Here is a 14,366-nt window from a genome sequence, read left to right as displayed (position 1 = left end):
ACTCACGCCGCGTCGATCTGCGCCACCCGCGCCCGGACGAGGGCCCGGACCGCGTCCTCCGGCAGCGGGTGCTCCGGCTGGAACCGGATCGTCCCCTTGTCGACGCTGATATCGGGATGACCGTCGAGGAGGCCCGCCACGGCAGCGATCGCCTCGGGGCTGAACGGGTAGACGCCGATGTGCTTCTTCGCACGCATCACCGAGAGCAGAGGCTTTCCGGCGAGCACGAGCGCCGGCATCCCATACCCCTTGCCCTGCTCCGCATCCGGCACCTCCTCCGTGGCGATCGCGTACACGCGATCGATCACTGCGCGGTCCGCCGCGTCGAGGTCGGTCAGGTAGTCGTCGATGGTGCCCACGCACCGCATCCTGCCACCGATCGCCCTCGGGGTCGAGGGCTCAGGCGCCGTCGAGCGGACGGAGGATGCGCGTGAGGAACCGTTGCGTGCGCTCATGCTGCGGGGCGCTGAACAGCTGAGCAGGCGGCCCCTGCTCCACGACGACGCCGCCGTCCAGGAAGAGCACGTGATCTGCGGCTTCGCGGGCGAAGCTCAGCTCGTGGGTGACGACGGCCATCGTCCATCCCTCATCGGCGAGCTCCTTGATGACGAGCAGCACCTCGCCGACCAGCTCCGGATCGAGGGCGCTCGTCGGCTCGTCGAACAGCAGCAGGTCCGGTTGCAGGGCCAGCGCCCGCACGATGCCGACCCGCTGCTGCTGCCCTCCGGAGAGCTGATGCGGCCGCGCGTCCGCCTTGTCGGCGAGGCCGATCCGGGCGAGCAGCGCCTGGGCCTCGGCGACGACCTCGGTCTTCGGACGGCCCTGCACCCGCCACGGCCCTTCGATGACGTTCTCCAGCACGGTCAGGTGCGGGAACAGGTTGTGGTGCTGGAACACCATCGCCGACCGGTCACGCAGCGCCAGCCGCTGCTGCTTCTCCACGCGCGGTTTCGGGCGCACCTCCGGTGCGAAGTCGATCTCCGGTCCCCCGGCCATCACGATGGTCCCCGCGTCCGGCGTCTCCAACCCGTTCAGGGCGCGCAGGACGGTCGACTTGCCCGAGCCGCTGGGCCCGATGAGCACCACGACCTCGCCCCGATGCAATGTGAGGTCGAAGCCGCGGAGCACCTCGGTGGTGCCGAAACTCTTGTGCAGCCCGCGTGCGGTGAGCAGCGGTTCGGCCGTGGGGTCAGTGCGCGACACGACTGTCGAGCCTCCTCTCCAGGGCGCTCTGCCCGAAGGAGAGCACCAGGCAGATCACCCAGTAGACCAGCGCTGCGGCCAGGTACAGCACCATGAACTCGAGCGTGGTGGAGGCGATCTGCTGCGCCACCTTGAACAGCTCCGTCACGAGGATCAGCGAGGTGAGGGAGGTGTCCTTCACGAGCGAGATGAACGTGTTGGACAACGGCGGCACCGAGACCCGGGCGGCCTGCGGCAGGATGATGCGGGTCAGCGTGCGGGTGCGGTTCATGCCGACCGTGTACGCGGCCTCCCACTGCCCCTTCGGCACCGAGAGGATCGCCGCCCGCACGACCTCGGCTCCGTAGCCGCCGACGTTGAGCGAGAGCGCGATGATGGCGCTCGGCCACGGATCGAGGGTCACCCCGACGGACGGCAGGCCGTAGAAGATCACGAAGAGCTGCACGAGCATCGGCGTGCCGCGGATCACCGAGATGTAGAACCGCGCGATGCCGGACACCACCGGGTGCACCGAGATCCGCATCAGCGCCATGCCGATCGCGATCACGAGCCCCAGGACGAACGACACCAGGGCGAGCGGGATCGTCGCCGTCAGCCCCGCCCAGGCGATCGGCCCGAGCGAGGAAAAGAAGAGCTCCCAGGGATTCTGCATCGCCTACTGCGAGACGTCCTCGCCGAAGTACTTCTCGCTGATCTCGGCCAGTGTGCCGTCGGCACGGAGCGTGTCGAGCGCCTCGTCGACCGCATCGACGAGCGCCTCCTTGTCCTTCGTGAACACGAAGGCCTGCTCGCCGGCGTCGTCGGTCTCCGCGGCGATCTTCAGGCCGGTCGGGCTGTTGGTCGTCTCGTAGTCGAGGAAGGTCAGCTTGTCGTTGACGGTGGCGTCCACCCGGCCCTGGCGGAGGAGCTCCACGGCCTGCGCCCAGCCCTCGACGCCCTCGACCTTGGCGCCGGACTCGGTGGCCAGCTCGTACCAGTTGCTCGTGAGGGACTGCGCCGTGGTCTTGCCCTCGAGGTCGTCGAACGACGAGATGGAGTCGTCGTCCTCCTTGACCACGATCACGCCGGGCGACACCGTGTACGGGGTGCTGAAGAGGTACTTGGCCTCGCGTTCGTCGTTGATCGACACCTGGTTCGCGATCACGTCGAAGCGGCCCGCGTCGAGCCCCGCGAAGATCGCGTCCCACTGGGTCTCCTGGAACTCGACCTTCAGACCGAGCTCGTCGGCGACGGCCTGGATGATCTCGACGTCGTAGCCGGTGAGGTCGCCGGAGCCGCCGTCGCCGTGGAAGCTGAACGGACGGTAGGTGCCCTCGGTCGCGACCGTCAGCGTGCCGTCCTTCACCAGGCCGAAGTCGGAGCCCGCGGCGCTCTCGCCGTCCGTGCTCGCGGGCGTGCTCGAACCGCTGCACGCGGTCAGGGCGGCGGCGGCGACGACGAGTGCGGTGACGGCGATGAGACGACGGGACATGGACCCTCCTGGGGTGAGAAGCGCGGGTGCGAGTTTACGCGACGACCGCGGGAACTCCCCCACAGTACGCGTCGCTCCGGGCGTTCCCCGCATCGGATGACGCCGGATGTCGCGGGCGGCCCAGGAACGCGGAACGCCCCCGGGCGGACCCGGGGGCGTTCGGTGCGACAGGTGCGAACCCGTCGACGCGTCAGATGGCGTTGACGTCCAGCGGGATGCCGGGGCCGAACGTGGTCGACACCGCACCCTTCTGGATGTAACGGCCCTTGGCGCTGGACGGCTTGAGGCGGACGATCTCCTCGAGAGCGGCGTCGATGTTCTCGTTCAGCTGCTCGGCCGAGAACGAGGCCTTGCCGATGACGAAGTGCACGTTGGCGTGCTTGTCGACGCGGAACTCGATCTTTCCGCCCTTGATCTCCTCGACGGCCTTGGCCGGGTTCGGGGTCACGGTGCCGGTCTTCGGGTTCGGCATCAGACCACGGGGACCGAGCACCTTGCCGAGACGGCCGACCTGGCCCATGAGCTCCGGGGTCGAGACCGCGGAGTCGAAGTTGGTCCAGCCGTCGGCGACCTTCTGGATGAGCTCGGCGCCGCCGACCTCATCGGCGCCGGCAGCGATCGCCGCCTCGGCCGCGGGGCCGGTGGCGAACACGATGACGCGGGCGGTCTTACCGGTGCCGTGGGGCAGGATGACGGTGCCGCGCACCATCTGGTCCGCCTTGCGCGGGTCGACGGCGAGCTTCAGCGCGACCTCGACGGTCGAGTCGAACTTCGCCGAACCGGTCTCCTTCGCGAGCGCGACGGCCTCGGACGGCGTGTAGAAACGGTCTGCCTCGATCTTCTCGGCGGCAGCCTTGTAAGCCTTGGACTTGGTAGCCATGATTATTCTCCTCAGCCCTCGACCGTGATGCCCATGGAACGGGCGGTGCCGGCGATGATCTTCGAGGCGGCCTCGATGTCGTTCGCGTTCAGGTCGGCCTGCTTCTGCTCGGCGATCTGACGGACCTGATCCTTGGTGATCTTGCCGACCTTGACGGTGTGCGGGGTGGCCGAAGCCTTCTGCACGCCGGCGGCCTTCTTGATGAGCTCCGCCGCGGGCGGGGTCTTCAGGACGAAGGTGAAGCTGCGGTCCTCGTAGACGGTGATCTCGACGGGGATGACGTTGCCACGCTGCGACTCGGTCGCGGCGTTGTACGCCTTGCAGAACTCCATGATGTTGACGCCATGCTGACCGAGCGCGGGGCCGATCGGCGGCGCCGGGTTGGCGGCACCGGCGTTGATCTGAAGCTTGATCAGGCCGGTCACCTTCTTCTTCGGTGCCATTCTCTTTCCTTTCCTCGAGGCGGATGCGAGCATCCGCTTCTCCCACGGCTCCGGCCTTTCCGGCCCGTGGTCGTCTGCGCGCCCTTCGACAAGCTCAGGGACCCCAGCGGGCTATCGCACAAACCACGTAAGTCTACCCGATCACTCCCCTACTCGCGAGCCGGCCCCTTGCGTGCGAGCCGGCCCCGTGCGTGCGTCCGCAAAGGGGCGGGAGACACGGAACGGGGTGGGTCGGGGAAGAGAAGACGGCCGCCCCGGAAGGGACGGCCGTTCTCGTGCACTTCGGCGGGCTCAGTGACCCGCGGTCAGATCATCTTGGTGACCTGGTCGAACGACAGCTCGACCGGGGTCTCGCGCTCGAAGAGGGAGACGAGGACCGTGAGCTTGCCGCTCTCCGGCTTGATCTCGCTGATCGAACCGGGAAGACCCGCGAACGAGCCCTCCTTGATCGTGATGGTCTCGCCGACCTCGAAGTCGACCTCGGCGGGAAGCGGACGGGCGACGGCGACGCCGCCCTTGGCCGCGATGTTCTTGGCGGTCGGGACGTCCTTGACCTCGACGAGGGACTTCAGCATGTTGAAGGCCTCTTCGAAGCGCAGCGGCGTCGGGTTGTGGGCGTTGCCCACGAAGCCGGTGACGCCGGGGGTGTGCCGCACGACCGACCAGGTGTCCTCCGTGAGCTCCATGCGCACCAGGACGTAGCCGGGGATGCGCACGCGGGTGACCATCTTGCGCTGGCCGTTCTTGATCTCGACGACGTCCTCCATCGGGACCTCGACCTGGTAGATCTCGTCCTCGACCTCGAGCGTCGACTTGCGCTGCTCGATGTTCGCCTTGACCTTGCGCTCGAAGCCGGCGTACGAGTGGATGACGTACCACTTGCCGGGGAGCATGCGCAGGTCCATGCGGAAGGCCTCGTACGGGTCTTCCTCGGAAGCCGACTCGTCCTCGTCGGACTCGGCGGCCGGACGGTCGTCCTCGCCGTTGACGTCGGGCCCCTCGTAGGGAGTGACCTCGTCGGCGGCCTCGGCCTCCTGCTCCGCGACCTCTTCGGCCACGGAATCGTTGAGGACCTCGGCGGCGGCTTCGGACTCCGCGGCTTCGTCCAGGTTCAGAGCGTCGTTCACGATGGCGTCCGCCTCCGGGTCGTCGATGTCGATGTCGATGTCTTCCGTCTCCTGCTCGCCGTCCTCGTCCTCGACGTGGACCGCGACGTGCTCGGCAGAGGTGACCGAGAGCTCCTCGGCGGCGAGCACGTTGCCCTCCTGGGCCTCGTCCTCCTCGCTGGACTGCTCTGCGGCGGTCGCCCAGTCGGCGTCGTCGGAATATCGTTCAGACACGTTGCTTCTTCTCCATAGCTGCGGCCGATGCCGCGGGGGTCATCAGCCAGGGATTCCGAACACGTAGTGCGTCAGGAGCCCGAAGACGTAGTCGAGACCGTAGACGATGCCCATGACGATCAGGACGAAGACGAGCACCACACCCGTGAACTTGAAAAGCTCCTTGCGGGTCGGGGTGACGACCTTGCGCAGTTCGGCGATGACCTGGCGGATGAACAGGGCGATGCCCCCGAAGAACCGGGAGAAGGGGTTGCCCTTCTTCTGGCGCGTGGCGCCGGCCGCGACGACGTCGCCGCGCGGTTCGTCCTGATCCATCCTGAATGTACCTTTCGTGTGTCAGCGTGCGCTGACGCGCAGGGCGGACAGGAATCGAACCTGCAACCTGCGGTTTTGGAGACCGCTGCTCTGCCAATTGAGCTACCGCCCTAGAGACCCGGAGGTCTCGGGGATGCCCTCCCCACCCTGCCACCGGCCGATGTCGAAGACGCCAGGCACGGCGAAAGAATGCAGAGAACAACTGCTCACCAAGCATACGGCATCGATCCCGTGGTGCCGAACAGGAAGCGGAACCCGCGTTATTGCTAGGCTCGGCGGGCGGACGAAGCAGGAAGGGACGCATGTGAGTGGGGATGTGCAGCAGTTCCAGGTGGATCTGCGCGGAGTCGTCGACCTGCTCAGCAGGCACATCTACTCCAGTCCCCGGGTCTATCTGCGGGAACTGCTCCAGAACGCGCGGGACGCGATCGCGGCGCGCCGCGAGGTCGACGGGGGCGGGAGCCGCATCCGCATCACGCCGCTCACCGCGCAGACGGGCGAGTTCGTGCTCCGCGATGACGGGGTGGGGTTGACCGCGGCCGAGGTCGCCGATCTCCTCGCGACCGTCGGGCGCAGCTCCAAGCGGGACATCTTCGACCTCCCCCGGAGCGACTTCCTCGGCCAGTTCGGCATCGGGCTGCTGAGCTGCTTCATGGTCGCCGACACCATCGTCATCCGCTCCCGCAGCGCCAGAGGCGGCTCCGCGGTGGAGTGGACGGGCAGCGCCGACGGCACCTTCCGTGTCGTGGAGATCGATGACGACCTGCCGACCGGCACCAGCGTGCACCTCGTGCCGCGCTTCGACGCCGACGAGCTGCTGCGACCGGCCGCCGTGCACGAGCTCGCGACCACGTTCGGCGAGTTCCTGCCCGTGCAGGTGACCATCGATGCGCCAGGCGGGGACATCGACGTGACCCGCGAGGCGCCCTTCCTCGACCCCGCCGCCGACGTCGAAGCGGCCGTGCAGTACGGCCGCGACCTGCTCGGTGCGGCGCCGCTGGACGTGATCCCGCTGACCGAGCCGGCGACCGGGACGCAGGGCCTGGCATACGTCCTGCCCTTCGCTCCTCCGCCCGGCGCCCGGCAGGCGACCCGCATGTATCTGGGCCGCATGCTGCTGTCGGAACGCATCGACGACGTGCTGCCCGACTGGGCGTTCTTCGTGCGCGCCGTCATCGACTCCACCGGCCTCGCACCGACCGCGAGCCGCGAATCCCTCGTCGAGGACACGGCGCTGGAGCACGTCCGCGAACAGCTCGGCGCCGGGATCCGCCGCTGGGTGCTCGAACTCGGACTGCGTGAACCGCATCGCCTCGCCCAGTTCGTCGCCGTGCACGAGGTCGGACTCAAGTCCCTGGTGCGCCACGACGAGGAGCTCGCGCGCTTCATCACCCGCTGGCTCACGGTGGAGACCACGCACGGCACGCTGCGGATCGGCGAGCTCGTGGAGCGGTACCCGCACGTGCGCTACGCCCAGACGGTCGACGAGTTCCGCCAGGTGGCCGGGATCTCGCCGTCCGACGAGGTCCTCGTCAACGGCGGCTACCTCTACGACGCCGACCTGATCCGGCTGCTCCCCGACCTCTACCCGCAGGTCACGGTCGAGAAGGTCGACGTGACCGGGGAGCTCGATCGCCTCGACCCGCCGCCGCTCGACGACCGGGACATCGCGATGGCGCTGGAGTCCCGCGCCGGCGCCGTCCTGCAGTCCTCGGACTGCGCCGTGGTCGTCCGGGCGATCGACCGCCCGGAGCTGACCGGACTGTACGTGGCGGACCCCGAGGTGCTGCGGACGATCGACCGCGGGCGCACCAAGGGCATCGCGAGCACGCTCTGGGGCGGGGTGCTCGACCGCATCGACCAGACGCTCTCCTCTTCGCGGGACGACGACCTCACGGCGCGACTGTGCCTGAACTGGTCGAACCGCGTCGTCCGGGCCCTCGTCCGCGTCGAGGACGACGCCGTCTTCGCACGCACCGTCCAGCTGCTCTACATCCAGGCGCTTCTCGCGGGGCACCACCCCCTCTCGGACGCCGATCGGGCGCTCATGACCAGCGCCCTCTCCGACCTCGTCTCACTCTCCGCCGGTATCGAGGGGGACACTCTCCCCTTCGACGCGCGCTGACACCCCCCGACTACCCGAAGGGCCCTCCATGGCACGTCCGAAGAAGCGCTTCCAGCAGCTCATCGAGGAGATCGATCGCACCCCGTGGGGCCCGGCGGAGCAGGCCCTCGTGGCGGAGGCGGTCGCGCTGGCCATCGAGATCGGCGACGAACGGCTGGAATACGAGGCCCGGATGCGGCAGACCGCGTCGGCGAACATGGTCGGCGCCACCGACGTCATGCTGAACTCCTTCGCCTGGTGCCTCGCGCATCACGACGCCGATCCGCAGCGGTTCCCCGCCGACCTCGACAACGGCGGCGCCGACCTGATGTGGCAGTTCAAGTGGATGGCGTCTTCGCTGCGCTCCTCCCCCGCCTTCTCGCAGGAGCAGATCGCCGCGGTGCTCGACGACATGGAGTCGCACTACCGTGCCGCAGGACTCGGCCTCAGCGGCGTGCTGACCGCCCGCTTCGAGGACGCCTGGGACGCCGGCCGGTTCGACGCCGCCGAAGCCCTCCGCGTGCAGCTCGAGGCAACGCCGCGCGACGAGCACAGCCACTGCGACGCGTGCAGCCGCAGCCAGTTCGCGGGATTCTTCGCGGAGACCGATCGCGACGCCGACGCCATCCGGCTCGTCGAGGAGATGATCGAGGGCGGTTTCTCCTGCGGCGAGGAGCCGGAGCACGCGCTCTCCCGCGTCCTCCTCCCGTACCTCCGCGCCGGACGCACGGAAGATGCGAAGACCGCGCACCTGCGCAGCTACCGACTGGCCAAGGACAACCCCGACAACCTGCGCATCGTGGCGAACAACATCGTGTTCGCCGCGATCACCGGCAACGAGGCGCGGGCGCTGGCCCTGATCGAGAAGCACGTCGCGTGGCTCGCCCACGACGGCCTCAACGTCGACGCGCACTTCGCCGCCCTCACGGCGTTCGCGGTCGCTCTCGACCGCGTCACCGCCGCCGGCCACGGCGACACCCCGGTCCGCGGTGCCGACGCCCCTGCACTCGTGCCGCTGCTCGGGGCCCACGACGGCCCGTGGAGCGCCGCCGACCTCGCCGCGGCCGCCTGGTCCACGGCCGAGCGCATCGGGGCGCAGTTCGACGAGCGGGACGGCACCGACGGCCACGCCCGCAGCCTCGCCCGGATGCGCGCTCTCGCCGACGAGCGCTATGACGTCCCGATCCGCTCCGATGCGTTCGTCGCCCCGACCCCGGCCACCACTCCGGCGGATCCGGAGGCCTGGTACGAGCGGGCGATGCAGCTCGCGCAGTTCGGCGCCGAGCAGGAGACCCTCGCCGCGCTGCCGCACGCCCTGGAGGTCGACGACCCCGCCCAGCGCGCGCAGCTCCTGTCGATGCACCTCGGCATCCTCGTGGCGCTCGATCGCGTGGACGAGGCCGAGCGCCTCCTCCCCGAGCGGATCGCCGCCCTGCGGGCCGCAGGGAACGAAGCGCAGGCCGACCTCGAGGAGCGTCTGAAGCTCGCGACCTTCGGGCTGCACACCGACGAGACCATGGCGGCACTCGAAGAGGAGTTGGCCGCGGCCGACCGTCTGCCGGCCTGGTCGCGCGGCGACCTGGCCATCAGCCGCGCGTCGCTGCACCTCAGGGCCGAGGAGCCGGACGCGGCCCTCGACCTCGCCGAGCTCGCGGCCCGCTCGTTCGCGGAGGCGGAGGACACCAGGCTGTCCAACACGACCACCCTCGTGGCGATCGGCGCCGTGCTGAGCAAGGGCGACCTCGACGCCGGCCGCACGCTCCTCGACCGCTTCCTCGCCCAGGACGACCTGTCCGCCGGTCATCGGGCCCACGCGCTGCAGACTCGGGCCCGCGTGCGGGGCGGCACGGGCGCGTACCAGGATGGGGCGACGGACGCCGACGAGGTGTGCCGGCTGCTCGCCGAGCTCGGCGCCACGCGGGCTCTCGCCGACGCCCATGTGCTCGCGGGCGCGCTCTGGGAGGACGCAGAGGAGCCCGAGAAGGCCGTCGCCCGCTACCGTCTGGCTGCTCGGCTGCAGGATGACGGCGATCGCACCGGCGTGGACTTCCGGTTGGCCAGGGCGATGCTCCGCGCGGGAGACGCCGAGGAGGCCGCGGAGCTCTTCGGCGACGTGCTCCAGCGCGAGGAGGACGCCGAGACGCCCGCCGGCTCCCGTGCCATGACGGCCTCTCTCCTCGCCCGGTCTCTCGCCGAGTCCGGAGAGTTCGGCCAGGCGGTCGGCGCACACGGCTACGCCGCCGAGTTGTTCGGACAGGCGGAGGCGCACGCCGACCAGGCCATGGCCATGACCGAGCAGGCGAAGATCCTCGCCCGCTTCGAGGAGCACGACGACGCCGTGCGGCTGCTGGAGGGCGCTGCGGACATCGCTCGTCGCGCCCCCGAGGCCGTCGGCGCGCTGTCCGAGGTGCTGCACAGCCTCGGCCAGGCCTACGGCGGTCGCGGCGACGAGCGCGCCTTCCCCCTCTTCGACGAGGTCGCCGCGCTCGCCCAGGAGCATGAAGCCGGATGGCTGCTCGCCGACGTGACCGACTCCCGCGGCCGCGCCCTGGCCCAGCTCGGCCGGATCGACGAGTCCGTCGCCGCCGCCCTCACTGCCGCCGATGGTTTCGCCGCGCTCGGGGATCAGGGCGCCGCCGGGAGCTCGGAACTGTTCGCGGGGCGCGTCCTCGCGGGGAACGACCGTCCGGCCGACGCCGTACCCGTCTACCGGAGCGCCCTGGACCATGCCGAGAGCTTCCCGCCGCTGCGTCAGGTCGCGGCACTGGAGCTCGGCGATGTGCTGGAGGCACTGGGACGGCACGCCGAGGCCGCAGAGGTCAGGGCCCTCGTCGAGAACTGACACGCCGCCGGCTCGGGATCCACAGGGGTCCCGAGCCGGCGTCGTCGCGGTGGTGAGCGCGTCAGAACAGCTGACGCCAGTTCGCCCGTGCGAGGTCGAGCAGCTCGTCCCCGCGGCCCGACATGACCGTGCGGATCGCGTAGAGCGCGAAGCCCTTGACCTGCGCGGCCTCGATCGCCGGCGGCATGGACAGCTCCTGGCGCTCGGTCACGACGTCGAGCAGCGCGGGACCGTCGTGCGCGAGGACCTCACGGACCGCCTCCGGCAGATCCTCGCTGCGCTCCACCCGACGGGCGAAGATGCCCATGGCCTCGGCGATCGCCGCGAAGCTCGGGTTGTCGAGCCCCGTGCCGTAGGTGACGAAGCCGGCGGCCTTCATCTCCAGCTCCACGAAGTTCAGCGATGAATTGTTCACCACGATCGTCTTGACCGGGAGACCGTTCTGGGTGAGCGTGAGCAGCTCGCCGAGCATCATCGCGAGGCCGCCGTCGCCGGCGAGCGCCACGACCTGACGATCCGGATGTGCGACCTGCGCGCCGATGCCGTGCATCAGGGCGTTCGCCATCGAGCCGTGCGTGAACGACCCGATCAGCCGGCGTCCCTCGGTCATGGACAGGTAGCGCGCGGCCCAGACGGTCGGCGAGCCCACGTCGGCGGTGAAGATCGCGTCGTCGGCGGCGTACTCGTCCAGCAGGCGTGCCAGGTACTGCGGGTGGATGGGGCGTGCGCCCTTCGCCGGCACCGCGAGCTCGTCGAGCTTCTTCCGCGTCTTCCGGTAGTGGGCCACGGCGTCGTCGAGGTGGCCGCGGTCGTCCTTCCGGGCGAGTCGGGGCAGCAGGGCCTCGGCGGTCGCCTTCACGTCGCCGACGAGCCCGAGGTCGAGCGGGTGCCGCTTGCCGAGCTGCGAGCCGCGGATGTCGACCTGGATGGTGGTCGCGTGCTCCGGGTAGAACTGCTCGTACGGGAAGTCGCTGCCGAGGACGAGGAGCGTATCCGCCGCCTCCATCGCCCGATAACCCGACGCGAATCCGAGCAGCCCCGTCATGCCGACGTCGAACGGGTTGTCGTACTCGATGAACTCCTTGCCGCGCAGCGCGTGGACGATGGGGGCACCGAGTGCGTCGGCGAGCGCGATCACCTCGTCGTGCGCGCCCTCCACGCCGGCCCCGGCGAGGATGGTGACCTTCTTGGCCGCGTTCAGCATGGTCGCGGCCTTCTCCAGCTCCGGACCGCTGGGCTGGATCAGCGGGCGGGTGCGCTCGATCACCACGGCACGGTCGTCCGCGATCTCGGACAGCGCCACATCACCGGGGATCACGAGGACCGCGACGCCGCGCTGCTCGATGGCCGCGCGCATGGCGATCTCCATCAGCCGCGGCATCTGCGACGGGTCCGCGACGTATTCGACGTACACGCTGCACTCGCGGAACAACTCCTGCGGATGCGTCTCCTGGAAGTATCCGGTGCCGATCTCGACGGTGGGGATGTGGGCGGCGATGGCCAGCACCGGCACCCGGGAGCGCTGCGCGTCGTACAGGCCGTTGATGAGGTGCAGGTTGCCGGGGCCGCATGAGCCCGCCACGACGGCGAGGTCCCCGGTGGTGCCGGCATCGGCCGCGGCGGCGAAGGCGGCGGACTCCTCGTGGCGCACGTGCACCCAGCGGATCCGGCCGTCCTTGCGGAGGGCGTCCGTGAGTCCGTTCAGGGAGTCGCCCGGGATGCCGTAGACCCGGTCGACTCCGTTGGCGTTCAGAGTCTTGACGATGTTCTCAGCGACGTTGGCCATACCCCGACCCTACGCCCGCCGACGCCTCCCCGGGCCGGGCTCAGTACTCCTGCGGCCCGTCCCGGTCGGGCTCCGGATCGCGCCGGAACGCACGGCCGGACACCGATGCCGGGGCGATGCGCACGTACACGCGTTTGTCGGTCGGGATCCACGGGCGCAGGCCAGCCGCCTCCGCCCGCTCGATGTCGGCGTCGGTCTCCAGAGCCTCCGCACGTCCGCGCACGATGACGCTCCAGGCCGCGGTGTCCGTGTGGTCGTCGACCTCGAAGAGCACGTCGGCGGTGACCGTCAGCTCGAACAGCTTACTCCCGGGGGCGGTGCGGAACAGCAGGCCTTCGCCGTCCACGGCATAGTTCACGGGGAAGATGTCGATGGTGTCGCCGACCCGGGTCACGAGCCGCCCGAGCTCCTGGCTGCGCAGGTGCTCCCAGCTCTGCTCCGCGGTGAGGGTCTGGACCGGATCCGTGTGCGCGCTCATGCCGCCATTGTGCCTCGTCCGTCCTCGACGCGCACCCCCGTCGACCCGGCCCCTCTCGTGCGAGCGGCCCCCTTGCGTACGCACGCAAGGGGGCCGCTCGGCCGCAAGGGGGTGGGTCGACGATCAGCCGATGCGGATCAGCTTCTTGTTGACGAACTCGTCGGCGGCGAGGTGGCCCAGCTCGCGTGCCGTGCCGCTGCGCTTGATGCCGCCGAACGGGAGCTCCGGGCTGTCGGCGAGCACGAGGTTCACGTAGACCATGCCCGCCTCGATCCTGTCGGCCACCCGCTCCGCCTGCGCCTCGTCCGTCGTGAAGACGTAGGAGCCGAGGCCGAACGTGGTGTCGTTGGCCAGCGCGACCGCCGCGTCCTCGTCCGCGACGCGGTACACGACCGCCGCGGGACCGAACAGCTCCTCGCGGTAGACGTCCATCTCCGGGGTCACGTCGGCGAGCACGGTCGGCGCGAAGAACGCCCCGTCGCGCGTACCGCCCGTGAGCAGCGTCGCGCCCTGGGCCACGGCCGTGTCGATCTGCTTCTGCAGGTTCTCCGCCGCCGCCTCCGACGAGACCGGGCCGAGGACCGTGTCGTCGAGCGTGGGGTCGGTCGCCTCGACGGCCGCCATCGCCGCCGTGAACTTCTCCACGAACGCGTCGTAGAGGTCGTCGACGATGATGAAGCGCTTGGCGCCGTTGCAGGCCTGACCGTTGTTGTCGAGCCGCGCGTCGACACCCGCCTGCACGGTGGCGTCGAGGTCGTCGGTGGAGAGCACGATGAACGGGTCGGACCCGCCCAGCTCCAGCGCGACCTTCTTGAGGTTGCGCCCCGCCACCTCGGCGACCGCGGCGCCGGCGCGCTCGGAGCCGGTCAGCGACACCCCCTGCACCCGCCGGTCCGCGATCATGGCCGCGATCTGGTCGTTCGTCGCGAGCACGTTCTGGTACGCGCCCTTCGGGAAGCCGGCGTCGTGGTAGATCGCCTCGATCGCGCTCGACGACTCCGGGCACTGCGGCGCGGGCTTCAGCAGGATCGTGTTGCCGACGATCAGGTTCGGCGCCGCGAAGCGCACGATCTGGTAGGCCGGGAAGTTCCACGGCATGATGCCCACGAGCGGTCCCAGCGAGGAGCGGCGGATGATCGCCGACCCCTCCCCGAGGATCTTGATGGGCTGGTCGGCCATGATGTCCTCGGCCTGGTCCGCGTAGTACTCGGCGATGTCGGCGGCGAAGTCGACCTCGCCGAGTGCGGCATCCCGGGGCTTGCCCATCTCGCGCACGAAGATGTCGGCCAGCTCCTCGCGGCGTTCGCGGTGCAGCTCGGCCGCACGGCGCAGCAGCGCGGCACGGTCGGCGACCGTGGTGGAGCGCGACCACTCGCGGTGGGCCTCGTCCGCGGCGGCGACGGCCTCCTCGATCTGCGCGTCGGTGAACGTGTCGTACGACGCCAGGGTCTCGCCGGTGGCGGGGTTGACGACGGCGTAGTCGGTCATGTCTCTCCTCCTCTTG

Annotated in this window: 13 protein-coding genes and 1 tRNA gene; 2 read left to right on the top strand and 12 right to left on the bottom strand. The window is 69.9% G+C overall.

Features of this window, described 5'->3' with window-relative positions:
* Positions 1-2: 2 nt before the first annotated feature.
* The 9 genes from M4D53_RS00160 to M4D53_RS00120 all read right to left on the bottom strand — a co-directional run bounded on the left by M4D53_RS00160 (position 3) and on the right by M4D53_RS00120 (position 5,764).
* The gene (locus M4D53_RS00160; RefSeq protein WP_311198675.1) at positions 3-368 is read right to left on the bottom strand and encodes an iron chaperone; all 366 of its coding nucleotides are present in this window, start codon (positions 366-368) and stop codon (positions 3-5) included.
* A 31-nt stretch (positions 369-399) separates the two neighbouring features.
* Positions 400-1,203 carry an amino acid ABC transporter ATP-binding protein gene (locus M4D53_RS00155; RefSeq protein ID WP_311198674.1) on the bottom strand — a complete coding sequence of 268 codons (804 nt, stop codon included), beginning with the start codon at positions 1,201-1,203 and terminating at the stop codon, positions 400-402.
* Positions 1,190-1,855, bottom strand: coding sequence for an amino acid ABC transporter permease (locus M4D53_RS00150; protein ID WP_187662191.1), 666 nt, complete (start codon positions 1,853-1,855; stop codon positions 1,190-1,192). The genes M4D53_RS00155 and M4D53_RS00150 overlap by 14 nt, the downstream gene beginning before the upstream one ends.
* A gap of 3 nt (positions 1,856-1,858) precedes the next feature.
* Positions 1,859-2,674: an amino acid ABC transporter substrate-binding protein gene (locus tag M4D53_RS00145; RefSeq protein WP_187662192.1), complete on the bottom strand. Its 816-nt coding sequence runs from the start codon at positions 2,672-2,674 to the stop codon at positions 1,859-1,861.
* Positions 2,675-2,864: 190 nt separating this feature from the next.
* The gene (rplA, locus tag M4D53_RS00140; RefSeq protein ID WP_025102336.1) at positions 2,865-3,554 is read right to left on the bottom strand and encodes a 50S ribosomal protein L1; all 690 of its coding nucleotides are present in this window, start codon (positions 3,552-3,554) and stop codon (positions 2,865-2,867) included.
* Positions 3,555-3,565: 11 nt separating this feature from the next.
* A complete protein-coding gene (gene rplK, locus M4D53_RS00135; RefSeq protein WP_025102337.1) occupies positions 3,566-3,997 on the bottom strand; it encodes a 50S ribosomal protein L11 in 432 nt (143 codons plus the stop codon).
* A 305-nt stretch (positions 3,998-4,302) separates the two neighbouring features.
* Entirely contained in the window at positions 4,303-5,337 is a 1,035-nt protein-coding gene (nusG, locus tag M4D53_RS00130; RefSeq protein WP_025102338.1) for a transcription termination/antitermination protein NusG, read from the bottom strand.
* Positions 5,338-5,379: 42 nt separating this feature from the next.
* A complete protein-coding gene (gene secE / locus M4D53_RS00125; RefSeq protein ID WP_025102339.1) occupies positions 5,380-5,652 on the bottom strand; it encodes a preprotein translocase subunit SecE in 273 nt (90 codons plus the stop codon).
* Positions 5,653-5,691: 39 nt separating this feature from the next.
* Positions 5,692-5,764, bottom strand: a tRNA-Trp gene (locus M4D53_RS00120).
* A gap of 192 nt (positions 5,765-5,956) precedes the next feature.
* Here M4D53_RS00120 and M4D53_RS00115 point away from each other — a divergent pair.
* Both M4D53_RS00115 and M4D53_RS00110 read left to right on the top strand, forming a co-directional pair.
* Positions 5,957-7,777: an HSP90 family protein gene (locus tag M4D53_RS00115; protein WP_259951356.1), complete on the top strand. Its 1,821-nt coding sequence runs from the start codon at positions 5,957-5,959 to the stop codon at positions 7,775-7,777.
* Positions 7,778-7,805: 28 nt separating this feature from the next.
* The gene (locus tag M4D53_RS00110) at positions 7,806-10,598 is read left to right on the top strand and encodes a hypothetical protein (protein WP_259951355.1); all 2,793 of its coding nucleotides are present in this window, start codon (positions 7,806-7,808) and stop codon (positions 10,596-10,598) included.
* A gap of 61 nt (positions 10,599-10,659) precedes the next feature.
* Here M4D53_RS00110 and poxB read toward each other — a convergent pair whose 3' ends face one another.
* The 3 genes from poxB to M4D53_RS00095 all read right to left on the bottom strand — a co-directional run bounded on the left by poxB (position 10,660) and on the right by M4D53_RS00095 (position 14,350).
* Positions 10,660-12,384 carry a ubiquinone-dependent pyruvate dehydrogenase gene (gene poxB, locus M4D53_RS00105; RefSeq protein ID WP_187662195.1) on the bottom strand — a complete coding sequence of 575 codons (1,725 nt, stop codon included), beginning with the start codon at positions 12,382-12,384 and terminating at the stop codon, positions 10,660-10,662.
* A 40-nt stretch (positions 12,385-12,424) separates the two neighbouring features.
* A complete protein-coding gene (locus M4D53_RS00100; protein ID WP_259951354.1) occupies positions 12,425-12,862 on the bottom strand; it encodes a pyridoxamine 5'-phosphate oxidase family protein in 438 nt (145 codons plus the stop codon).
* A 123-nt stretch (positions 12,863-12,985) separates the two neighbouring features.
* Entirely contained in the window at positions 12,986-14,350 is a 1,365-nt protein-coding gene (locus M4D53_RS00095; RefSeq protein ID WP_259951353.1) for an NAD-dependent succinate-semialdehyde dehydrogenase, read from the bottom strand.
* Positions 14,351-14,366 lie beyond the last annotated feature (16 nt).

Origin of the sequence: Microbacterium meiriae, assembly GCF_025143875.1 — a bacterium.
GTDB classification, from domain to species: Bacteria; Actinomycetota; Actinomycetes; order Actinomycetales; family Microbacteriaceae; genus Microbacterium; species Microbacterium meiriae.
Note: the sequence above shows the minus strand (reverse complement) of the source record. Positions and strands in the feature narration are given on the sequence as shown.